The 20,770-nt window shown below is 75.0% G+C and carries 23 protein-coding genes; 8 read left to right on the forward strand and 15 right to left on the reverse strand.

What is annotated here, in order from left to right:
* Window positions 1-9 precede the first annotated feature (9 nt).
* From ABT015_RS10340 to ABT015_RS10380, 9 genes are all read right to left on the reverse strand, one after another.
* Window positions 10-1,170, reverse strand: coding sequence for an acyl-CoA dehydrogenase family protein (locus ABT015_RS10340; RefSeq protein ID WP_350878293.1), 1,161 nt, complete (start codon window positions 1,168-1,170; stop codon window positions 10-12).
* Window positions 1,167-1,886 carry an acyl-CoA dehydrogenase family protein gene (locus tag ABT015_RS10345; protein WP_350878294.1) on the reverse strand — a complete coding sequence of 240 codons (720 nt, stop codon included), beginning with the start codon at window positions 1,884-1,886 and terminating at the stop codon, window positions 1,167-1,169. The genes ABT015_RS10340 and ABT015_RS10345 overlap by 4 nt, the downstream gene beginning before the upstream one ends.
* On the reverse strand, window positions 1,883-2,773 hold the full coding sequence (locus ABT015_RS10350) for a hypothetical protein (protein WP_350878295.1): 891 nt from the start codon (window positions 2,771-2,773) through the stop codon (window positions 1,883-1,885). Before ABT015_RS10350 ends, ABT015_RS10345 begins: the two co-directional genes overlap by 4 nt.
* A 2-nt stretch (window positions 2,774-2,775) precedes the next feature.
* A complete protein-coding gene (locus ABT015_RS10355) occupies window positions 2,776-3,048 on the reverse strand; it encodes an acyl carrier protein (protein WP_063348736.1) in 273 nt (90 codons plus the stop codon).
* A 47-nt stretch (window positions 3,049-3,095) separates the two neighbouring features.
* Entirely contained in the window at window positions 3,096-4,382 is a 1,287-nt protein-coding gene (locus tag ABT015_RS10360) for a type III PLP-dependent enzyme (RefSeq protein WP_350878296.1), read from the reverse strand.
* A gap of 2 nt (window positions 4,383-4,384) precedes the next feature.
* Window positions 4,385-5,797, reverse strand: coding sequence for a preATP grasp domain-containing protein (locus tag ABT015_RS10365; RefSeq protein WP_350878297.1), 1,413 nt, complete (start codon window positions 5,795-5,797; stop codon window positions 4,385-4,387).
* An 87-nt stretch (window positions 5,798-5,884) separates the two neighbouring features.
* The gene (locus ABT015_RS10370; RefSeq protein WP_350878298.1) at window positions 5,885-6,817 is read right to left on the reverse strand and encodes a 3-oxoacyl-[acyl-carrier-protein] synthase III C-terminal domain-containing protein; all 933 of its coding nucleotides are present in this window, start codon (window positions 6,815-6,817) and stop codon (window positions 5,885-5,887) included.
* 192 nt (window positions 6,818-7,009) lie between these two features.
* A complete protein-coding gene (locus ABT015_RS10375) occupies window positions 7,010-7,588 on the reverse strand; it encodes a TrmH family RNA methyltransferase (protein WP_350878299.1) in 579 nt (192 codons plus the stop codon).
* Entirely contained in the window at window positions 7,585-8,229 is a 645-nt protein-coding gene (locus ABT015_RS10380; RefSeq protein WP_063348741.1) for a class I SAM-dependent methyltransferase, read from the reverse strand. Before ABT015_RS10380 ends, ABT015_RS10375 begins: the two co-directional genes overlap by 4 nt.
* A 240-nt stretch (window positions 8,230-8,469) precedes the next feature.
* Here ABT015_RS10380 and ABT015_RS10385 point away from each other — a divergent pair, with 240 nt between their 5' ends.
* Window positions 8,470-8,667: a hypothetical protein gene (locus ABT015_RS10385; RefSeq protein ID WP_063348742.1), complete on the forward strand. Its 198-nt coding sequence runs from the start codon at window positions 8,470-8,472 to the stop codon at window positions 8,665-8,667.
* A 55-nt stretch (window positions 8,668-8,722) separates the two neighbouring features.
* Here ABT015_RS10385 and ABT015_RS10390 read toward each other — a convergent pair whose 3' ends face one another.
* Both ABT015_RS10390 and ABT015_RS10395 read right to left on the reverse strand, forming a co-directional pair.
* Window positions 8,723-11,272: a lysylphosphatidylglycerol synthase domain-containing protein gene (locus tag ABT015_RS10390; protein WP_350878300.1), complete on the reverse strand. Its 2,550-nt coding sequence runs from the start codon at window positions 11,270-11,272 to the stop codon at window positions 8,723-8,725.
* Between the two features lie 91 nt (window positions 11,273-11,363).
* Window positions 11,364-12,125, reverse strand: coding sequence for an SDR family oxidoreductase (locus ABT015_RS10395; protein WP_350878301.1), 762 nt, complete (start codon window positions 12,123-12,125; stop codon window positions 11,364-11,366).
* A gap of 215 nt (window positions 12,126-12,340) precedes the next feature.
* Here ABT015_RS10395 and ABT015_RS10400 point away from each other — a divergent pair, with 215 nt between their 5' ends.
* The 3 genes from ABT015_RS10400 (at window position 12,341) to ABT015_RS10410 (ending at window position 14,196) form a co-directional block, all read left to right on the forward strand.
* Window positions 12,341-12,607, forward strand: coding sequence for a UBP-type zinc finger domain-containing protein (locus ABT015_RS10400; RefSeq protein WP_350878302.1), 267 nt, complete (start codon window positions 12,341-12,343; stop codon window positions 12,605-12,607).
* Window positions 12,608-12,771: 164 nt separating this feature from the next.
* Entirely contained in the window at window positions 12,772-13,044 is a 273-nt protein-coding gene (locus ABT015_RS10405) for a hypothetical protein (protein WP_350878303.1), read from the forward strand.
* Window positions 13,045-13,218: 174 nt separating this feature from the next.
* A complete protein-coding gene (locus ABT015_RS10410; protein ID WP_350878304.1) occupies window positions 13,219-14,196 on the forward strand; it encodes a sigma-70 family RNA polymerase sigma factor in 978 nt (325 codons plus the stop codon).
* Here ABT015_RS10410 and ABT015_RS10415 read toward each other — a convergent pair.
* A complete protein-coding gene (locus ABT015_RS10415; RefSeq protein ID WP_350878306.1) occupies window positions 14,104-14,442 on the reverse strand; it encodes an STAS domain-containing protein in 339 nt (112 codons plus the stop codon). The genes ABT015_RS10410 and ABT015_RS10415 overlap by 93 nt on opposite strands.
* Window positions 14,443-14,592: 150 nt before the next feature.
* On the opposite strand from ABT015_RS10415, the gene ABT015_RS10420 reads away from it, so the two are divergent.
* The gene (locus ABT015_RS10420) at window positions 14,593-15,030 is read left to right on the forward strand and encodes an SRPBCC family protein (protein WP_350878308.1); all 438 of its coding nucleotides are present in this window, start codon (window positions 14,593-14,595) and stop codon (window positions 15,028-15,030) included.
* Window positions 15,031-15,099: 69 nt separating this feature from the next.
* The gene (locus ABT015_RS10425) at window positions 15,100-15,591 is read left to right on the forward strand and encodes an NUDIX domain-containing protein (protein ID WP_350878309.1); all 492 of its coding nucleotides are present in this window, start codon (window positions 15,100-15,102) and stop codon (window positions 15,589-15,591) included.
* A 62-nt stretch (window positions 15,592-15,653) separates the two neighbouring features.
* Here the strand turns inward: ABT015_RS10425 and ABT015_RS10430 are convergent, their stop codons facing one another.
* The 3 genes from ABT015_RS10430 to ABT015_RS10440 form a co-directional block, all read right to left on the reverse strand.
* Window positions 15,654-16,403 (reverse strand): Clp protease N-terminal domain-containing protein, encoded by a 750-nt coding sequence (locus tag ABT015_RS10430; protein WP_350878310.1) that lies wholly within the window; start codon window positions 16,401-16,403, stop codon window positions 15,654-15,656.
* A gap of 194 nt (window positions 16,404-16,597) precedes the next feature.
* Window positions 16,598-17,338, reverse strand: coding sequence for a tyrosine-protein phosphatase (locus tag ABT015_RS10435; RefSeq protein WP_350878311.1), 741 nt, complete (start codon window positions 17,336-17,338; stop codon window positions 16,598-16,600).
* Between the two features lie 174 nt (window positions 17,339-17,512).
* Window positions 17,513-18,223: a VC0807 family protein gene (locus tag ABT015_RS10440; RefSeq protein WP_350878312.1), complete on the reverse strand. Its 711-nt coding sequence runs from the start codon at window positions 18,221-18,223 to the stop codon at window positions 17,513-17,515.
* A 205-nt stretch (window positions 18,224-18,428) separates the two neighbouring features.
* Between ABT015_RS10440 and ABT015_RS10445 the strand changes: the two genes are divergently transcribed.
* Both ABT015_RS10445 and ABT015_RS10450 read left to right on the forward strand, forming a co-directional pair.
* Window positions 18,429-19,310: an RNA polymerase sigma factor gene (locus ABT015_RS10445; RefSeq protein WP_502897284.1), complete on the forward strand. Its 882-nt coding sequence runs from the start codon at window positions 18,429-18,431 to the stop codon at window positions 19,308-19,310.
* Window positions 19,307-20,449: a hypothetical protein gene (locus tag ABT015_RS10450; RefSeq protein WP_350878313.1), complete on the forward strand. Its 1,143-nt coding sequence runs from the start codon at window positions 19,307-19,309 to the stop codon at window positions 20,447-20,449. The genes ABT015_RS10445 and ABT015_RS10450 overlap by 4 nt, the downstream gene beginning before the upstream one ends.
* Window positions 20,450-20,770: the final 321 nt, after the last annotated feature.

Raw genomic sequence — 20,770 nt, forward strand, 5'->3', positions numbered from 1 at the left:
CTGTCCCGTTCAGAACCGGCCCACCTTTCCGGTGTGCAGCCCCTGGAACAGATTCAGCTTCTGGATGTTCCGTGTCCCCTCCATGAACTCCACGCCCCGTGCGTCCCGGGCGAGTTTGTCGAGGAGCGGGTGGTCCAGCCGGGCGCCGGGCCCGAAGAAACCCGGCGCGCGCATCGTGACGTCCTCGGCGAGTTCGCAGGCGCGGGCCTTCGCCGCCGAGGAGAGGTGCCCGGCGGCCGGCCTGCGGTCCACCGCGAGGGCCGCCCGGTAGGTCAACCGGCGGGCCGCGTCGATCCGCTGGCCGAGCGACTCGAACAGCTCGCGCTCCGCGCCGCGCAGTTCCCGGCGGTTCTCGGCGACGTAGTCGTGGGCGGCCCGGGCGATGCCGAGGGCGATCGCGGCCACGCTCGGGCGGAGCTGGTTGAAGACCGAGACGATGCTCCACATCCCCCGCCGGGTCGGTGGCAGGTGGGCACCGAGCACCCGTTCGGCGGGCACGTGCACCCCGTCGAGGGTGATCCGGGTCAGCTGGACGCCGCGCAGGCCGAGGGTGGGCAGCGGCTCCGCCCGGAAGCCGGGGTCGGCGGTGTCCACCAGGACGGCCAGCACGCCGAGCCGCTCCGTGCCCGCGACCCGCGCGAACACGGCGCCCAGGTCGGCCCGGGCGGCGTTGCCGACGTAGCGCTTCTCGCCGTCCAGGACGTACGAGCCGTCGCCCACCGGGGTCAGCGTGGTGGTCATCTCGCCGATGGCCGAGCCGCGGTCGGGCTCGGTGAGGCCGAAGCAGGTCCAGCGGGGGCGTTCGGCGAGCCGGCCGTACACCCAGTCCTTCTGCGCCTGGCTGCCGAGCACGCTCAGCAGCACCCCGCACATCGAGGCGCCGGGCGCGCCCAGCATCATCCCGGCGTCGCCGCGCGCCAGTTCCTCGCTCACCAGGACCCGCTCCAGGGTGGCCAGGCCGTGCGCGGGGCCGGCACCGGCCTCGGCGGACGCCCGGTCCCACTCCGGCGGCACCTGGTGGCCGGCCAGGAAGCGCACGGCGGGCAGGTCCAGGAAGCGGTGGACGGCGTCCGGGTCCCGGTCGAGGTCGAGCGCGCCCGCCCGCAGGTCTTCGGCCCACCGCCGCACGTACCGGTGCGTGGTTTCCAGCGGGCCGGGCAGGCTGATCACACGTTCCCCTTCCGGGAGTCGACGTTCTGTGCCGTGTCCCCGGCCGGTCCAGGCCAGCCGCAGTACACGTCGGCGAGGAGCTCGGAGGCGTACGCCGCCCGGCCCGGTCCCTCGGCGGTGAAACCGTACGCCCCGAGCAGCCGCAGCAGCGCGCGGTCGGCCTGGGTGATCTGGGCCTGGAGGCGGGCGAGGGCCGGGCCGTCCAGGGGGTGGCCGGGGGCCGGCGGGGAGTCGTCCGGCCCCTCGGCGAGGTCGTCGAGGACGCCCTCGATCTCCAGGTGGTCGATCAGCACGTCGGCGAGCGCGCCCTTGACCAGCTGCTGCAGCAGCAGCGAGGAACCCTCGACCTGGCGGCCCGCGAGGTAGGCCAGGCAGGCCTCCCGTAGCCGCTCGGACGCGCCGAGCCGCAGCCAGGCGAGGCCGGTGCCCCAGTCGTGGGCGTCGGGGCCGGCGGGGGCCCGATCGCCGCCGGCGGGGCCCAGGACGGCCAGGCCGGGCACCGGATCGCGGCTCCCGTCCCCGTCCTCGTCGTCGCCGAACTCGGCGTACTCGCCGAGGAGTTCGCGCGGGACCACGGCGTGCCCGCGCGGGCCGCGCGGTGCCACCCCGGGGGACAGCGCGCGGGAGAGCAGGGTCAGTGCGGGGACGAGGCCGTCGTTGCGCGCGCTCGTCCGGGCCTCCTGCCAGTGCTCGCGCACCTCGGCCGGAACCGTCATCGGACCCCCAACTCCCCCGTGTCGAGTGTGCAGTAGGCCAGGAATCCGCGTTCCCGGTCGTAGTCGGCCACCACCACCGGGCGGTCCCGGTCGGCGGCGGCGAGCAGGGCGGCCCAGCCGCCGGTGGCGGGCTGTCCGGCCGCCACCCTGGTCCACGGACCGCCGTGTGCCGGAAGTTCAGCACAGCCGTCGGACAGGCCGGAGCCGGTGACCAGCGCGGCCGAGGTGTCCCAGCCGGCGAACAGCCCCGGCTCCGGGAGGCCCTGGGCCGCGCCGCCCAGCGGCGCGTCGCCGCCGTCCCAGTGGATCAGCAGCGCGACCGCGGCGTCCGCGTGGACGGCGCTCTGCCCCGTCGCGGGCAGCGGGAACGGCTGGGTGCCCTGGTCCACGACCAGCAGCAGCAGCCGCGACCAGCCGCACCGCCGGGCGTACTCCACGGCGACCCGCAGCGCGCTGAACGGCGCCAGGACGCCCTGGTCGGACAGTGCGAAGGAGAGCGGCTCGCCCGGCAGCCGCCCCTTCACGCAGGAGGCGACCAGCTCGGCGTGGTCGAAGTCCGGTGCGGAGTAGGCGACCACCACCACCTCGGGGCACTCCTCGGCGGTCAGCGGCCCCAGCGCGTCGAGCGCGCCGTGGGCCAGCTCCACCGAGGTGCGCCGCCCCGAGGCGGCGAACTGCTCGCGGTCGAAGTCCGCGCCGTAGAGCGCCCCGAGCTCGCGGTAGAAGTCCTCCCGCGCGGCCTCCGGCCGGTACGGCGCGCCCGGCCCCGGCGGGGTGTGGGCGCCGGCCCGGACCAGCCGCGGCAGGACCGCCGCCGGGGCCGGGCCGGGCGTGCCGTCCGCGCCGGCCGGGGCCGGACGCCGCACGGGCGCAGTCGCGCGGAACATGCTTAGGCGCTCGCTTCCGCGGCGACGAAGCCGGCCAGCGAGCCCACGGTCTCGAAGTGGGTCATGTCCAGCTCGTCGGCGTCGAACTGCACGTCGAGGATCTCCTCGATGGTGATGAGCAGTTCGAGCGCGCTGCTGGAGTCCAGGCCCAGCTCGTCGAAGAGGCGGACGCCCGGGTCGGCGCCGGAGACGTCCTTGTTGAGGACCTCCGACAGGCCCTTGCGGACGGCGTCGACGTACTTCACGTCGGCCACGGTGTTGGCGGTGTCGCTCATGGTGTTCTCCTCGGGCTGGTCCCGGCCGGGGGTCGGCCGGTCGGTGGTCAGTTCTGGTCGTCGCCGGGGGCCGTGTACAGCCGCTGGCCGCCGAGCATGGCCTCGACGTCGTCGCGCTCCCGGACCAGGTGCGCCCGCCCCTCCAGGACGAGCACCTCCGCCGGGTAGCCGTGGCTGAGGAAGTGCACCGGCGAGGCCGTCGGCCCGTACGCGCCGGAGCGCTGCACCCCGATCAGCTCGCCGGCCCGCAGCGCCGGCATCGGCACCTTCTTGCCGATGACGTCGTTGGGCGTGCAGAGCGGGCCGGTGATGTGCCAGGGCTCGGTGGCCGGCTCGTCCAGCCGCTCCAGCGCGGCCATCGGGAAGTTGCGCTTCACGTACGAGCCGATGCCGACGGCCGCCATGTGGTGGTTGGTGCCGCCGTCGGTGACCGCGAAGTTCTCGCCCATCGAGGTCTTGGTGTAGCGCACCCGGGTCACGTAGGTGCCGGACGCGGCGACCAGGAAGCGGCCCAGCTCCATGATCATGCGGGTCTCCGGGTGCCGGGCCCGGAAGTCCGCGATCAGCGGGTTGAGCCCGGCGGTCAGCTCGGCGACGTCGAGGTCCTTCTCGTTGTCGAAGTAGGCGATGCCGAGGCCGCCGCCGACGTCGACCGTCTCCAGCGGGAAGCCCAGTTCGGTGGAGAGGCGCTCGGCCAGCTCCAGGATCCGCCGGGTGTTCTCGACGACGGACTCCTCGATCAGGATGCGGGTGCCCAGGTACACCTGGACGCCCATCAGCCGGATGTTGGGGTAGCGGCCGGCGAGGTCCCTGCCCTCGGCCAGCAGCAGCTCCTCGTCGGTGCCGAACTGGCGCGGCTTGCCGCCCATGGTCAGGCCCGAACCCTTCACCGAGAAGCTCGGGTTGACCCGCAGCGCGACCCGGGCGGTGATCCCGCGCCCGCGGGCCACCTCGTCGATCAGGTCCAGCTCGCCGATCGACTCGCAGACGATCGCGTGGATGTCCTCGTCCAGGCAGGCCGCCACCTCGCCGCGGCTCTTGCCCGGGCCGAGGAAGATGATGTCGCGCGGCTCGACCCCGGCCCGGCGGGCGGTGACCAGCTCCGTCAGCGAGGACACCTCGGCGCGCGAGCCCAGGCTGTGCAGCAGCGCGCAGACGGAGATGTTGGGGTTCGCCTTGAGCGAGTAGAAAACCTCCATCGCCGGGTGCAGCGCCTCGCGCAGCCCCTGGAAGCGGGTGGTGATCTCCTCGCCGTCGTACAGGTAGAGCGGGGTGCCGAACTCCTCGGCGAGCTCGGTGATCCCGAGGCCCTGCACCTCGAATGCGACGCTCACGGTCAGCTCCGTTCCGGGTAGGCCGCGAGGCGGCGGGTGATGGCGGTGTCGAGCGCCTCGATCTCCTCGTCGGAGGCACCGACGAGCACGCCGTACAGCCGGCCCTCGAAGCCGTCCGCTTCGGTGTCGGCGGCGGTGCCCGCGGCGGCGTTCACCGTGGCGTAGTTGTTCACGAACAGGCCGCGCGGGCGCGGTCCCCGCTCGGTCAGCAGCAGCCCGTCCAGCACCTCGGCCAGTTCGGCGAAGGGCAGCGGGCGGGTCAGCCGCAGCGGGAAGTGCCGGGCGACGGCGACGTCGTCGGCCCCGGCCAGGCCGCCCTCGTGCACCACGTTCTGGTACGTGGACATGTTGTTGCGGGCGTTGATCTCGATGACCGGGTACAGGCCCTCGTCCGGGTCGACCATCGCGTCGACGCCGACCACGCCGTGGTAGCCGTCGGCGGCCAGCCGCTCGCCGAGCCGCAGCGCCGTCGCCTCGATCTCGGCGACCTGCCCGTCGGTCAGCCGGGCCGGGATCCGGTGGCCCTTGTGGACGCCGCCCTCGGTCAGCAGCTCCTTGACGAAGTCGAAGTGCGTGGAGCCGTCCCGGCCCACCGTGAACTGGTAGTTGAGGTCGCAGCGCTTGGCGACCCACTCCTCGATCACCAGCGCGGTGCGCGGGGCGCCGCCCGCGGCCTTGGCGGCGCGCTCGGCCTGCTGGACCGCCATCCGGTGCAGCCGGCCCAGCCGGGCCTCGGAGTCCAGCACGACGATGCCCTTGCCGGACACGCCGAACGCGTCCTTCAGCACCACCTTGCGGCCCGCCGCCAGCAGTTCACCGGCCGCGGCCACCGCCTCGGCCAGCTCCTCCAGCGTCTCGCAGGCCCAGCCGCGGGCCTGGCGGATGCCCAGCTCGTCGGAGAGCCGGCGGCTGTACACCTTGCTGTTGACCCGCTTGCAGACCGCGGCGGTCGGCGCGCCCAGTTGAAGCCCGGTGCGCTCGGCCAGCTCCTCCTCGACGGTGGAGATGCCGTGCGCGGTCAGCCGGGCGCCCTCGGCGGCGACGGCGGACAGCGCGCGCAGCAGCTCCGGGTCGGCGAGGGCGTCCTCGCTGACGGTGCGCTGCGGGTCCTGGCCGGCCACCACGTGCACGGTGGGCAGCTCCAGGCCGAGGCCCTCCAGGTAGCCGCGGTAGCCCTCGTCCAGGGCGGTCTTCAGCACGACGTGGTCGTCCTTGCCGCCGAGCAGCAGCGCGAACTCGTCCATGCGGTTCACCACCGCACTGCCCGCGTGCGAGGCGACCCGGGGCAGCGCGGGCTCGCCGAGCGCCCAGTGGTTCTCCACCTCGAAGTTGCCCAGGAACACCAGCGGGGTGTCCGCGGACCCGGTCACGGCGCGCTTGAGGCGCGCGCTGAAGCCGGAGGACGGTAGATGCATGTCGACCTCGTCATTTCTCGTGTGCGCTCGGGCGCGGTGCGGCGGGTGCGCGGGTGCTGCGGTGGTGGCCGATCCGGTGGGCGGCCGTCAGTGCTCCAGGACCATCGCGGCGAAGGTCGCCCCGAGCCCCACGCTGGTCATCAGGTAGCGGTCGCCGGGGCGCAGCCGCCCCAGCTCGGTGGCCTTCTGCAGGTTGATGAAGGGGTCGGCGCAGAAGCAGTGCCCGGTCTCGCCGACCAGGTCGAGGAAGACCCTGTCGAGCGGCAGCCCGAGCGTCTTGCAGACGCCGATCCACGACAGCCGGTTGACGTTGTGCGGCAGCACGAGCGCCAGCTCGTCGAGGCCGCAGCCGGCCTCCTCCAGGGCGGCGCCGATCACCTCGCACAGGCCGGGCCCGTACAGGTCCTGGAACTCCTTGGCGGCGGCGTCGCCCATGATGAACTCGTCGCCGAACTGGGTGTGGGTGCGCGTCGCGTAGCCGAGCATCCGGTCGGAGCCGGTACGGTCCGCGCTCACCAGGAAGGCCACGGTGCCCTCGCCCATGACGGTGACGTCCGGGATGGACTGCGTCCGGGTGGTGCACGCCTTCTCCCCGGCCAGGACCAGGGCGAGCGCGTGCGGATCCGGGTCGGCGGCCAGCAGGGTGCCCGCCAGGTCCAGCGCGAGCAGCCCGGAGGCGCAGGCGTGGTGCGAGACGACGAAGCCGGCGGCGTGCTCCAGGCCGAGCTCGACCTGGACCGGTCGGAGCGAGGTCATCGGGTACGGCAGCGGCGACGGCATCGTGCGGGCCTGGAGGACGTACTTGACGCGCTGTTCCTGCCCGCGCAGCTCCACCAGCTTGGTCGCGGCGCGCAGCAGCAGCTCGGTCTCGGTGGCCGCGGGGTCGCGGCACACCTCGGAGAGCCCGTAGAAGCGCTGGTAGCGCCGGAGCTGCACATCCGTCAGCTGGAGTTCCTGTTGGAAACGCGCGATCGGGATGGTGTCGGGAAGACAGCTGGAGACTGCCGTGATCGACGTCATGCCAACTACAGTCGCCTGGAGCGCTGACGCTTAGCTGACGCTGCGCTGACCACCGCCGGCGGGGCCGGGGCGCGCTCCCCGCGGACGCCGGGGAAGTCCGGCCCACAGGCGTGGTCGACGGTCCCGTGCCGCCGGGCGGAAACGACCGGAGGGGCGGGCCTTTCGGCACACCCCTCCGGATCGGATCAGGTCCTACTCGTCGTCGGCCCCGCCGAGGTCGCCGAGGTCGGTGCCGTCCGGGGTGCCGCTGATCGCGTACCCCTGGCGGCGTGCCTCGTAGCAGGCCACCGTCGCGGCCGCCGACACGTTCAGCGAGCCGACCCGGCCCAGCTGCGGCACGAACACCACCTGGTCGCAGAGCGCCAGCGCGTCGGGGGTGATCCCGCGGTCCTCGTGCCCCAGCACGAAGGCCACCGCCGGGGTCAATTCGGCGGCGAACATCGGCACCGCCTCGTCCGCCAGCTCCAGGCCGACCACCTTGAAGCCGTCCGCCTTCGCCGCCGCGACCGCCTCCGCGATCGTCGGGAAGTGCTCCACCTTCAGGTACTTGTCGGTGCCCATCGCGGCCTTCTGCGCGCCCGAGGAGCGCACCGACGGGGTCTCCCCGGCCAGGTACAGCTTCTCGGCGCCCATCGCGGCCCCGGTCCGGACCACCGAGCCGACGTTGAACGGCGACTGCAGGTTCTCCAGGATCATCGCGAGCCGGAACTCGTTGCTGCGCCGCCACGAGCGGTGCAGTCGCTTCAGTTCGGTCCCGCGCAACTGCTTCACGACGACGTTCCCCGTCCACTCTCCGTGCCCTCGCCCGGCTCCGGGCGGGGTCGTGCTTCCAGAATCCGGAACCCGTTGACCGACGCGACCCGGGTGGTCGGGTAGCCCTGCTCGTTCAGCCACTTCTGCAGCGAGTCCGAGCCCAGGTGCTTCTGCACCACCAGGAACGCCGAGCCGTCCGGGGTCAGCCGGCCGAGCCAGTGCGTGAGCAGCCGGCGCAGCGCGGCCTTGCCGATCCGGATCGGCGGGTTGGAGTAGATGGTGGCGAACCGCACGTCCTGCGGGACGTCCTCGGGCAGCGCGGCCTGGACGTTGCCCAGCCGCAGTGCCTCGGCGTTCAGCCGCACCAGTTCCAGCGCGCGCTCGTTCACGTCCACCGCCCAGACCGGCAGCCGCCTGCGCCGGCTCGCCCAGGTGAGCGCGATCGGGCCGTAGCCGCAGCCGACGTCCAGGATCGGGCCGCGCACCCGCGGCTGCGGGGCGTGCTCCAGCAGGATCCGGGTGCCCGGGTCGAGCCGGCCGCGCGAGAACACTCCGGTGTCGGTGGTCAGTTCGAGGGTGAGGTCCGGCAGGGAGACCGTGATCGGCCGGCGCTCGCTGGCGACCTCGGGTGCACCGGTGAAGTAGTGCGAGCCGGACATGATTTCCCCGTCGTTCGTAAGGGCCTCGGGGCCACCGGGTGGGTGTGGGTAAGCCCTTGGTACGGCACCGATCGTACCCCCGGTGGCCTGCGGCGCGTTCCGTGCCGGCCGGCGGCCCGGGCGCCGCGGGGCCGCCGCGGCGCGATCGCGCCCGGCCGTCCGGCGACGGATACTGCCAGTACCGCCCCCGCGCCCGTGGGAGCCTCCGGACAGCGCCTCCGAACAGTGAGGACGGACGCCATGCCGCAGAATCACGAGGACTACCTGATCGACGAGGCCGTCGAGACCGTCGAATCCGACGACGAGGCCCCCGAGGGCGACGAGTACGACGAGGTGGCCGAACGCCGGGCCGTCGGAGCCGACCCGGCCACCGATGTCGCCGACGCCGCCGAGCAGAGCCGCGTCGTCCAGCTCGACGAGGACGAGTACCGCGAGTAACCGCGGCCGGGCCCGGTCCGGGGCGCCGTCCGGTGTGCGTGCGCCGTGCGGGGCCCTACAGCGCCCGGCGGCGCTGCAGCCAGGTCATCGCCGCCCAGCCCGGCAGCACCGGCAGGATCAGCGTCAGCAGGCGGTACATCGCCACCGCCGCCAGCGCGCCGCCCTTCTCCATCGACGCGGTCTGCTGCAGCAGCGCGATCAGCGCCCCGTCCACCGCGCCGGCCCCGCCCGGGGTGGGTGCCACGTTGCCCGCCGCGTTGCCCACCAGGAACACCACCGCCACCGAGGCGAAGGACGGCTCCCGGCCGATCGCCCGGGTGCAGCAGTACAGGCAGCCGATCAGGCAGATCGACACCAGCAGCTGCCCGGTCAGGCCCACCGCCAGCCGGGCCGGGCTGCGCAGCAGGTCCAGCAGCCGCGGCAGCACCTCGGTGGTCAGCGGCCGCAGCCGCGCGGCCAGCCAGCGCCGGGCCGGCGGCACCGCCGACACCACCGCCAGCAGCGCCGCCGCCCCCGCCAGCCCGCCCACCACGGCGGGCAGCGCGTCCAGCTCCGAACCGCCCGGTTGCAGGTCCAGCAGGTAGACGAAGGCGCCCAGCTGGAGCAGGTGCAGCACCAGGCCGATCAACTGCCCCACCCCGACGCTGGACAGCGCCTGCGCGGTCGGGATCCCGGCCCGCTGCAACAGCCGGGTGTTCAGCGCGATCCCGCCGACACCCCCGGGCGACACCAGTTTCACGAACGCCCCGGCCAGCTGCGCCAGCACCGCGTTGCGGAAGTCCAGCCGCTCCGGCACGAACCCGACGAACCCCATCGCCGCCGTCACGTGGCTCAGCGCCGCCGCCAGCAGCGCCAGCGCCAGCCACGCGGGATCGGCGTCGGCCACCGCCGAGATCGGGTTGTCCTCGGCCGCGAACAGCTGGGGGATCAGCAGCCACCCGGCCACCACCCCGCCCACCACCGCGAGCAGGGTCCGCGGCCGCAGCCGCTCCAACCGCACCGGCCGCACCTCCGCCTGCGGCCTGGTCCGCAGCACCTCCGCCCGGATCTCCTCCAGCAGCCCGCCCCCGCCGGCGGCGGCCTCGTCGGGCCCGGGGCCTGCCGGGCCGTCCGTGCGGGCGGGGGAGGTCGGTCGGGCGGTCCGCTTGAGGGCGTGGCGGGTGGTGCGGGCGAGGGCGATCGGCTGGAGGAGGGGGAGGGCGGCCTCGACGGTGTCGGCGCCGAGGACGGTGACGGCGGTGCGGACGGAGCGGGCGGCGCCAGCCCGCAGGGCGAGGGTGGTGAGCAACTGGGCGATGTCGCAGCGCAGCACGAGTTCGCTGGCCGCGATGTCGCCGTCGGCGAAGTCGACCAGGTGCACCGCGCCGGTCGCGTCCACCAGCAGGGAGGACGGGACGAGCGCCCGGTGGGCGATCTCCCGGCGCTGGAGGCGGGCGAGCTGGCGCCAGGCGTCGGCCAGCAGGTCGTCGGTGATCTCGTCGTCGGGGAGCCGGTCGAGGGTGCGGCCGGGGAGGTGTTCGTAGGCGATGAGGGCGGTGTCCTGGCCGAGGCCGGCGGTGGCGGCGATGCGGCGGGTGCGGACGCCGGCGGCGAGGGCGGCGTAGGTGACGAGCGCCTCGTGTTCGAGGCCTGCGCGGGGGGAGCGCAGGGCCCGGGGGTGGGGGGCGGTGCGCAGCCGCAGACGGCGCCAGGCGCGCTGGACGGCGGCGGCGGTGACGGCCTGCCGGTCGAGGAGCTGGACGTCGAGGTCGGGCCGGTCGTCGGCTTGCCGGACCAGGTAGCGGTCGGGACCGGCGGGGTGGGCCTCGGCGGGGCGCAGGCCGCTCTCGCGCAGGGCCCGGAGGATCTCGCCGGGCCTGGGCAGCGGGTCGGGGGTGCCGACGGCGTAGAGGGTGCCGTGGGCGCCGGTCCAGCCGATGAGCAGGCCGAGCAGCAGGGCGGTGGGGGTGGCGTACCCGCCGGCGAGTCCGGCGAGGCCGGAGAGGGCGAGGACGGCCCAGGGGGCCCGGTGTTCGCGGTTGCCGGAGGCGGTCATGAAGGCGAGGACGGGCGCGAGGTAGCCGTAGACGGGTTCGGTGTGGCCGAGGACGCCGCCCGGCAGGGCCTGGGTGAGGGCGGCGAGCAGGGAGACGGGGGCGACGCCGTCGGCCCACAGGTCGAGGAGCAGGGTGGCGCCGTAGGCGAGGACGGCGGCGAGCAGACCGTCGGAGACCTGTTGGAGGGCGCGTCGCCGGTCGGGGCCGAGGAGGCGGCGGGCGGCGAGGACGACGGGCACCAGCAGCACGGCGGCGGTGGTGAGGCCGCCGGCGAGGCCGGCGAGCGGCCGGGGCACCAGTTCGGCGGCCTCGGCGACGTCGGCGGCGATGCCCCCGGTGGTGGCCCGGGCGTAGTCGGCGAGCAGCAGGGTGAGGGCGATGGCGATGAGCCCGGTGAGCAGCCGGATCAGGGCGACGGGCTGCCGGATCCGGCCGGGTTCGGACACCGCCCGGGCCGGGCCCCGGCCGGCTCCGGCGCTCGCCGGTATGCCGGTGTCCGCCGGTGCGGGCGTGCCGGCGGTGTCGCCACCGCCGGTGTCGCCGTTCGTTCTCCCCGTCACGATCGCCACGGGTGGCATGCTCCCATGCCTCCCCTGATGGTGGAGCCGGAGCCCGGAAGCCGGCCCGGATCGGGGGAGTCCGGGGACCGGCCCTGCGGCCCTACGCCTGCCGGGTCGGCACGACGACCGTGTGGCTCAGGTTGACGTGCCGGGGGCGGCTGACGGTGTAGGCGATCAGGTCGGCGAGGTCGTCCGCGGTGAGTGCGGGGATGGCCGCGAACATGCCGCCGAGCTGTTCGCGCAGGGCGGGGTTGTCGATGTGGCCGCCGAGTTCGGTGTCGGTCAGGCCGGGCTCGATGGAGCTGACCCGGACGTCGCGGGGGCTGAGTTCGGAGCGCAGGGCGGCGGACAGCTGGGTGAGCGCGGCCTTGGTGGCGCTGTACACGGCGTAGTTGGGGAAGACGACGCGCGAGGCGATGGAGGAGACGTTGACCAGGTCGGCGGCCCGGCCGTCGGCGGCGGCCGCGGTGAGGTCGTCGGCGAAGGCGTGGATGATCCGCAGGGCGCCGGTGAGGTTGGTGTCGACCATGCGGGTCCACTCGTCGGTCCGGCCGTCGGTGAGGGGGTTGGGCAGCATCACGCCGGCGCTGTTGACCACCAGGTCGACCCGGCCGTAGGCGTCGTGGACGGCCTCGGCGGCGGCGCCGACGGAGGCCTGGTCGGTGATGTCGGCGGTGACGGCGAGGGCCTGGCCGCCGGCGGCGGTGAGCTCGGCCGCGAGGGTGTCGAGCCGGTCGGTGCGGCGGGCGAGCAGGGCGACCCGGGCGCCGTGGGCGGCGAGCAGGCGGGCGGTGGCCGCGCCCATGCCGCTGGCGGCTCCGGTGACGACGGCGGTGCGGGCGGCGAGGGCGGGGTAGCGCATCGGTGGCTCCTGGGCCTGGGAGGGTGGTGGGGCTGACGACGACAACTGTGTGCGGGCGGGCGGGGGTTCGCCCAGGGCCGTGCGCGTCCCCGGTGCGGCCCTCCCGGGACCCGCGTTCCCGGGTGCGGCAGGACCACCCTGGCGCCGGGAAGGCCGACCGGGCGCGCGGCGTGTCTTGAGGCCGGGGCCGGCCGGGCCGTCACTACCCTGCGGGCATGAGTGCCTGCGAAGACCTCGCCGCGGCCCCCCAGGACATCGCGCCCCTCCCACCGGCCGACGGCTGCGCCGACTGCCTGGCCCAGGGGCGCCGGGACTGGGTGCACCTGCGGATCTGCCTGGACTGCGGCCACATCGGCTGCTGCGACTTCTCGCCGCAGCGGCACGCCACCGCGCACTTCCACGACACCTCGCATCCGGTGATCCGCTCGTACGAGCGGGGCGAGGACTGGCGCTGGTGCTTCGTCCACGAGGTCATGGGCTGAGGCCCGGCGCGGGGCGCGTCCCGCGGATCGGGCCGGTCCGGGCGTGGCCCGTTTCCGGTGGCATCCGGGTGAAACCCGGATAAAATCCGGACATGACGCCCGCGCGGCCCCGGCCCCTCCGGTCGACATCCGTCCCGCCGGTGACCGCCGAAGGGAGGCCGACGATGACCAGGCGAACACCGGGCAGCACTGCCCAGCTCCGCCGTGGCACCCAGGAACTGCTGGAGCGCCGCGGCATGGCGACCGCGCCCACCCGGCTGGTGCCGGTGCTGAGCGCCGACGCCATGTCCTCCGCCACCGCCGGGTACGCCGCGCCCGACGCCTTCCGGCACGGCGGCCGCGACCAGGCGGCCTCGGCGGGGCACGCCGCCCCGTCGATGCACGCCGAGCTCAAGGGCCACCGGCACCGCGGCGCGGAGAAGCACTCCGCCCACTGAGCGGCCCCGGGTCCGGGGGCGGGCGCCGCGTTCCGGCGCCCGCCCCCGCCGCGTGCTCGGGGGCGAGGTCCGGAGTGGTTCGCGGTCGGTGCGGGGCCGCGCCGGGGCGTTGTCGGTGGGCTGGAGTACCTTCGTGCCGTTCACCAGCACGGGGCGGGACGACGGGGGCGCACCATGGCCGACCTGATCACGGAGGAGCCGGTCGAGCTCCAGTTGGAGCGGTACCGGACGGAGCTGACGGGCTACTGCTACCGGATGCTCGGCTCGGTCTTCGAGGCCGAGGACGCGGTGCAGGAGACGATGGTCCGCGCCTGGCGCGGCCACCGCGGCTTCGAGGGCCGCGCCGCGCTGCGCTCCTGGCTGTACCGGATCGCCACCAACGTGTGCCTGGACGCGCTGAACGGCCGCAACAGCCGGGCCCGCCCGATGGACCTGGCCGGCCCGGTGACGGTGGCCACCGCGAGCGGCACCCGACTGCCCGAGGTGACGTGGATCGGCCCCGCGCCGGACGGCCGGGTGCTGCCCGAGACGGGTGACCCGGCCGAGGTGGCGGCCCGGCGCGAGTCGGTGAAGCTGGCCTTCGTCGCCGTGCTGCAGCGCCTCGCGCCCCGGCAGCGGGCCGTGCTGATCCTGCGCGAGGTGCTCGGCTGGAAGGCCGCCGAGGTGGCCGAACTGCTCGGCGTGACGGTGGCCTCGGTGAACAGCGCGCTGCAGCGGGCGCGCGCGGTGCTCGCCGGGGACGGCGCGGCCGCCCGCCCGGCCCCCGCGCTGGACGCCGACCACCGCGCGCTGCTGGACCGCTACGTCCGCGCCTTCGAGGCGTACGACATGGACGGCCTCGCCGCGCTGCTGCACGAGGACGTCACGCTCAACATGCCGCCGTACGCGATGTGGCTGCGGGGGCGGGGCGAGATCCGGGCCTGGATGCTCGGCCCGGGCCACGGCTGCCGCGGCTCCCGGCTGGTCCCGGTGACGGCCAACGGCGCTCCGGCCTTCGCCCAGTACCGGCCGAGCCCGGCGGGCGGGTACGAGCCGTGGGCGCTGATCGTGCTGGAGGTGTCAGCGGGCCGGATCACCGGGTTCACCAGCTTCCTGGACACCGACGTGCTCTTCCCGCTGTTCGGCCTCCCGCCCCGGCTGGCCGCCGAGTAGGTCCTGTCCGGGCCGCCGGAGGCCGAGGGGGTCCACGCCCCCCGGCAGCTGGGCCGCGAGCCCGCTGAACGCGAGCAGTTCCCGCAGCGGGCCGCTCGTGTTCAGCAGCACCACGTCCACCCCGTGCCGCGCGGCGGCGAGCCGCAGCCGGGCGAGGGCGTCGACGACGGCCAGGTCGGGCGCGGTCAGCGCGCCCAGGTCACAGGTCAGGGCGGGGGCGGTCGGGGGCTTCGGCGTGGTGTCCATGCTGCTTGGACCGGCCCGGCGGCTCGGGCTCATCGGCTCCGGCGGAACCTCTCGGAAGAACTTCCGCGTGGAGCGATGAGTTTCGGTCGCGCCCTCGGTCTACTCCTGTGAAAGCGCCACCGTGGCGCCGCGATCACGAAGGACGACACCATGACCGAGAACCTGGGCGAGCTGACCATCACCCGCGAGCTGCCGGCCGCCCCGGACGCCGTGTTCCGCGCCTACGTCGAGCCCGAGCAGTTCGTCCGCTTCTGGGGCCCGGTCGGCACCCACGTCGAGCTGGACACCGTCACCATCGAGCCTCGGGTGGGCGGGCGCTACGACAGCACCATGATCATCGACGCGACCGGCGACGAGTACCCGATGCGCGCCGAGATCACCGGGATCCACCCGGGCGAGCTGATCGCCCTGGTCGAGGAGAGCGTGGGCCTGCGCTCCACGATGACCTTCAAGGACCTCGGCGACGGCCGCACCGAGGTGGTCCTGCACCAGACCGAGGTGCCGGCGATGTACTGCGGTCCGGAGGCCCGGGCCGGTCTCGACTCCAGCTTCGACCGCCTGGTCGAGCACCTCGCCGCCCGGCGCTGAACTGACGGCCCGGGGCGGGTCGGTGGCAGAGTGGGCGGTGCAGAACCACCGTGCCCCAGGAGGATCGCAGTGACGGCTGAGCCCTTGAAGTCCCGCGAGGAATGGTTGGCGTCCCTGCCCAGGATCTACGCGGCGGCGGGCTGCCTGCTGCGGGACGAGTCCGGTCGGATCCTGATCGTGAAGGCCGGGTACCGCGAGTACTGGCAGTTCCCGGGCGGCACGATCGACCTCGGTGAGGGCCCGGTGGAGTGCGCCTCGCGGGAGCTGCTGGAGGAGACCGGCATCGTCCGGGCGACCGGGGAGCTGCTGGCCGTCTCCTGGACCCACCCCTCGGCCGAACTCGACCACCCGGCGCAGCACTTGATGTTCGACTTCGGCACCGTCCCGGACGGCACCCCCGTGACCGTCCCGGCCGGTGAACTGGACCGGCACCAGTGGGCCACCGTCGAGGAGGCGCTGGAACTCCTGGGCCCGGCCCGCTCGCTCCGGCTGCGGGCGGCTCTGGAGGCGGCCGTCGACGGCCGGGTGCGGATCGTCACCACGCCCGTCTCCGGCTTCTGAATCCAGCCCCGGTCCAACCGGCCGGCCCCGGACGGGAGTTCCGCCCGGGGCCGGGCCCCGTCTCACGCCTGCTCGGCGTTCCGGGCGGCGATGACGGCCTTGACGGCCTCGGAGGCGAAGGTCTCCGCCTCGGACTTCTCGACGCCGAGTCCGGCGAGCACGCCCGAGCCGTTCTCCAGCTCCAGCAGGGCGAGCAGGATGTGCTCGGTACCGACGAAGTTGTGCCCGAGCTTCAGCGCCTCACGGAAGGTCAGTTCCAGCGCCTTCTTGCCCTGCGCGTCGTACGGGATCAGCGCGGGCACCTGCTCGGCGGCGGCCGGCAGGACGGCGGCGGTCGCCTCCCGGACGGCCTCCGGGGTGACGCCCTGGGCGGCGAGCGCCTTGAGCCCGATGCCCTCCGGTTCGGCGAGCAGGCCGAGCAGGAGGTGTTCGGCGGTGATCTCGGCGTTGCCGGCCGCCCTGGCCTCCTCCTGCGAGGCCATCACGACGTTCCGGGCCCGGTCGGTGAACCGGGCGAAGCCCTGGCTGGGGTCGAGGTCGGCGGGGGTGCCCGGGTCCTTGGGGACGAACCGCTTCTGGGCGGCCTGCTTGCTGACGCCCATGCTGCGGCCGATGTCGGTCCAGGAGGCGCCGGAGCGCCGGGCCTGGTCGACGAAGTGGCCGATCAGGTGGTCGGCGAGGTCGCCGAGGTGGTCGGCGGCGATGACCGCGTCGGACAACTGGTCGAGCGCGTCGGGGTGGACCTTCTTGATCGCGGCGATCAGGTCGTCGAGGCGCAGCGGAGTGGTGTTGGGAACGACGGGATTCTCCATGCGTCAACCGTAGGTTGTCGATCCTGGGTCGTCAACCGTCGGTTGACGATATGTGCGAGCAGTCCTCGGTGACCCTGCGGAACGGAGGCCTCCGACGGGCGGGCCGCGGGCCCTGGCCCTGCCCGGGGCCGGGCTGTCTCGCGAAATCGAGCCCCGGGTGGTCGAGTTGCGGGTGCCGGCCCGGCCGGTGGCCGCTACGCGGCGGGCAGCAGCCGGGCCCGGACGGCGGCGACCTCGGCGGGGGTGGCCCCGGCGGCGAGCAGGTAGCCCGCCGGGTCGAGGCCCTCCAGTGCGTCCGCCAGGGCGGCTTCGGCGGTGGTGCCGGCCTCGGCGAGCACCGCGTCGATCCGGTGGTACTGGTCCGGCAGGCCCAGCATCCCGTACAGCGGGCGGACGTTGGGGCCGCTGAGCTGGTAGTCCTCGACGATCGCGGCCCGTTCGACGCCGGCCAGGGCGAGCAGCAGCAGGGCCGCCAGGCCGGTGCGGTCGCGGCCGGCGCCGCAGTGCACGACCAGGCCGCCGGGTCGGGCCCCGGCGATGGCGGCGATCAGCGCGGCGGCGGCGTGCGGGCAGTGGTCCAGGTAGGGGCGGAGCACGAGCGGGGTGCCGTCCAGCCGGCCGTAGGCCTCCCACCAGGCGGGGCCGGCGAGTTCGTCCAGCGGGACGCGGATCAGCTCGACGCCCTCGGGGAGCGGGAGGAGCGGCTTGTACTCCTCGGCGTTGCGCAGGTCGACCACGGTGCGGACACCGTGGTCGAGGAGGGCGTCCCGGCCCTCGGCGGTGAGGCGGTCCAGGTTGTCCGCCCGGACTATCGCCCCGCGGGCGGTGGGCCGGCCGGAGGCGGTGGGCAGTCCGCCCAGGTCGCGGACGTTCAGGCAGCCGTCCCACACGAGGGTGCGGTCCTCGGTGGTGGTCAGCGCGTGCGTCCGGTTCATGGGGGCCCCGTTTCCTCGACCGGGGGTCCCGTTACCCCCTCGTTATGAAGGACTCGCGGGAGATCCGGATGGTTCCGTGCCGTTCGGATCGCCGACACCCGGCGTTGCGGCCGGTACGGGCGCCGTCCGGGGGCGGTGGTGCTCCCCCGGGCGGCAGGTGGGCGGCAGGCGAGGTCAGGCGGCGGTCGGGGCTTCGGTCTCGGCCGCGACCAGCTTCTCCATCGGCTCGGCCGCGATCCGACCGAGCACCGCGCCGGCCGCGATCGCGGCGATCGCGAACGCGGTGGACAGCCAGGCCATGGTCGCCACCGGCAGGGTGAAGGCGCCGACCACCCGGGCGACGCAGTCGGCCAGCAGCGCGGTGCCCCAGACGCCCGCGAACACCCGCTCGTGGCGCTGGAAGGCCCGGGAGCTGGCCGCCCGGCCCTCGACCAGCCGCTGCCAGGCGGCGGCCCGGTCGTGCTTGCCCTTGGTGAGGAAGGGCATCAGCACCGGGGTCATCACCGACCGGCCGACCAGCGCCGAGAACAGGATGGCCAGCGCCACGGTGCCGCTCAGCCCGCCGTCCTTGGCGATCATCAGCCGGGCGTCGCCGGTGACGAAGGTGAGCGCCAGACCCGCCAGGTTCACGACCAGCATCAGCGCGGCCCACAGGTTGAGCCTGCGCTCGCGCAGCAGGCCGAGCACGGTCCGGGCGGCCGGGATGGCGCTGCTCCACGCCAGGGCGGCGAACACGCTCAGGTCGCAGACCGAGTGCAGCAGGTAGTAGCCGGCCAGCGGGGCGACCACGTCGATGGCGAGCGGGCGGAGCCCCGAGGCCGACGGGTTCGGGGTGGCGCCGGCCTCGGCGGTGGTCGCGGCGGTGATGGTGACGGTCCGGTTCACGGCGGGTTCCTTCCCTGCTGGTGGCCGCGGGCCGCTGCCCGCGTCGTGCCTCCAGTGTTTCCGTCCGACCCTCCGTCAGAGCAGTGTCGTCCGTTGCGGGATCCGCGTGACAGCTGTCATGGGGCGGGCCGTGACAATCGCTCCGACCTGCGACTTCTCCCGGCTCGCGGGGCCGCGTTCGCCCGGATGGCCCATGATGTGGCGGGTGCAGAGTGCAGAGCGCCCCGGAGCGGGCACCGGCAGCCCCGTCGGCCGGTCCGGACCAGTCCCTTCCGTCGGCCCGCCAGCGGGCCGGGCCCCCGCTCCCGCCGATCTGACCGAGGCCGTCCGGGCCGCCCAGGCCGGGGACGACGAGGCGTTCCGGCTGCTGTTCCGGACCGTCCAGCCCGGCCTGCTGCGCTACCTGCGGGTCCTGGTCGGCGGCCGTCCCGAGGACGCCCAGGACGCCGAGGACATCGCCTCCGAGACCTGGCTGCAGATCGCCCGCGACCTGGGCGGCTTCTCCGGTGACGGGGACGGCTTCCGCGGCTGGGCCGCCACCGTCGCGCGCCACCGCGCGCTCGACCACCTGCGCGCCCGGCGCCGCCGCCCGGTCGCCGACCTGCCCTTCGAGTACCTGGCCGGGCTGGCCGCCGGGGACGACACCGCGGGCGCCGCGCTGGCCACCGTCGGCACCGCCGACGCGTTGGCGCTGATCTCCCGGCTGCCGCGCGACCAGGCCGAGGCCGTCCTGCTGCGGGTGGTCATGGAACTGGACGCCGAGAGCGCCGCCCGGGTGCTCGGCAAGCGGGCCGGCAGCGTCCGGATGGCCGCCCACCGGGGGCTGCGGAAACTGGCCACGCTGCTGGAGCAGTCCTTCGCGGCCGGGGTGGGGATCCCCGCCGCGCGCGAGGCCGAACCGGCCGTGCGGCGGCCCGGCCGGCCCGGTCGGCGTCGTACCGAGGAACCCGTCGAGGAACCCGTCGAGGAAACCGCGGGCAAGGTCGCCGGGAAGCCCACGGGGAAACCCGCGGGAAAGCCTGCGGGAAAAAGTTCTCCGCAAGGTGTGACAGACCGCCGGGCCGCGACGCTGAAGGACATGAGATGAGCACCAACCGATCCCGTCGGATCGACCGTGACGCTGCCGAGCATCTGCTCGGCGGTGCCGTGGGCGGCCCGCCGGCCGGGCAGGACGCCTCGCTCACCGGACCGGACGGCGGTCCCGGGCCGCTCGCCCGGATCCTCGCCGCGGCCGCCGCCCCGGCGACGGCCGACGAACTGGCCGGGGAGCAGGCCGCCCTGACCGCGTTCCGGGAGGCGCGTCTCACGCCCGACCCCGTAGTGACCACACCCGTCCGGAGACGATCGATGGCAACCGCCGCGCTGGCTAGGGCCTTCAGCACGAAGGCCACTGCCGCCGTGCTCGGCGCCACCGCGCTGTGCGGGGTCGCGGTCGCCGCCGGCACCGGCAACCTGCCGTCCCCGCTGGGCGGAGGGTCCGGCGCACCCGAGCACGCGCTCGCCGCCGCGGGCGGGCCCTCCGGCAGTGCGCCCGGCACCGCGTCCGCCGATGCGTCCGCCGATGCGTCCGCCGGTTCGTCCGACACCTCGCCCGACAGTGCCGCGCCCGGCACCCCGCCCGTCCGCCCCTCCGGCGGCGGCTCCGCCTCGGGCGGCCCGCAGTTGGTCGGGCCGTCCACCGCCCCGAAGCCCGGCACCCCCTCCGCCGATACCGACGGCGACGGCGACGCGGAGGGGCACGGCGCCCGGCCGCTCGCGCCCGGACTGGTCGCCCTCTGCCACGGCTTCGCCGACTGGCCGGGCCGGGGCGAACGCTCACCGGCCACCGAGCCGCGGTTCGGCCCGCTGATCGCGGCGGCCGGCGGGGCGGAGAAGGTGGCGGACTACTGCGCGGAGGTGCTCGGCGACGAGGGCGACGACCACCCGGGTGCCGCCGCGCAGCCCCACGACCCCGGCCGCACCACCCCCGGCCCCGGAGCGGGCGCGGGCAGGGGGAACGGGAACGCCGAGGACGGCCGGGGCAACGGTCAGGACAAGAGCAAGAACAAGGACAAGGGCAAGGACAACGGCAACGGCAACGGCCAGGACAAGGGCGACGGCGGCAACGGGACCAGGCCCGGCCGGTCCGGCGTGACCGTCCCGGCGCCGCCGTCCGCGCCACCCCTGCCCGACGTCCGCCCGAGCAGGACCGACCGTTCCGACGACAGCCAGTCGGGCCGGAGGTAACCCAGGAACTCCGGGTGGGCGGCGAGCGACTCCCCCCGGGCTCGCCGCCCACCCGGACCGCACCACCGGCAGTACCCGCAGTACCGCTCGTCAGTACCACCCGAAGACCCCGGGTGGCCGGTCGGCTCCCCGTGCCGCCCGGCCGCCCGGTCGGCCCCGGCCGGCCCGGCAGGCGCTCACCCCGGACGCGCCGCCGGCCCGGTCGGCCTGGAACGTGCGGCCCGCCCTCCCGCAGTCAGGGCGGGTCGCACCCCCGCGCCGGCGGCCGGGGGACCGCTGCCCGGTCCCCCGACCGCCTCCCCGCCCCCGGCGGTGCGGTCC

Origin of the sequence: Kitasatospora sp. NPDC094016 (assembly GCF_040304045.1) — a bacterium.
Classification (GTDB): domain Bacteria; phylum Actinomycetota; class Actinomycetes; order Streptomycetales; family Streptomycetaceae; genus Kitasatospora.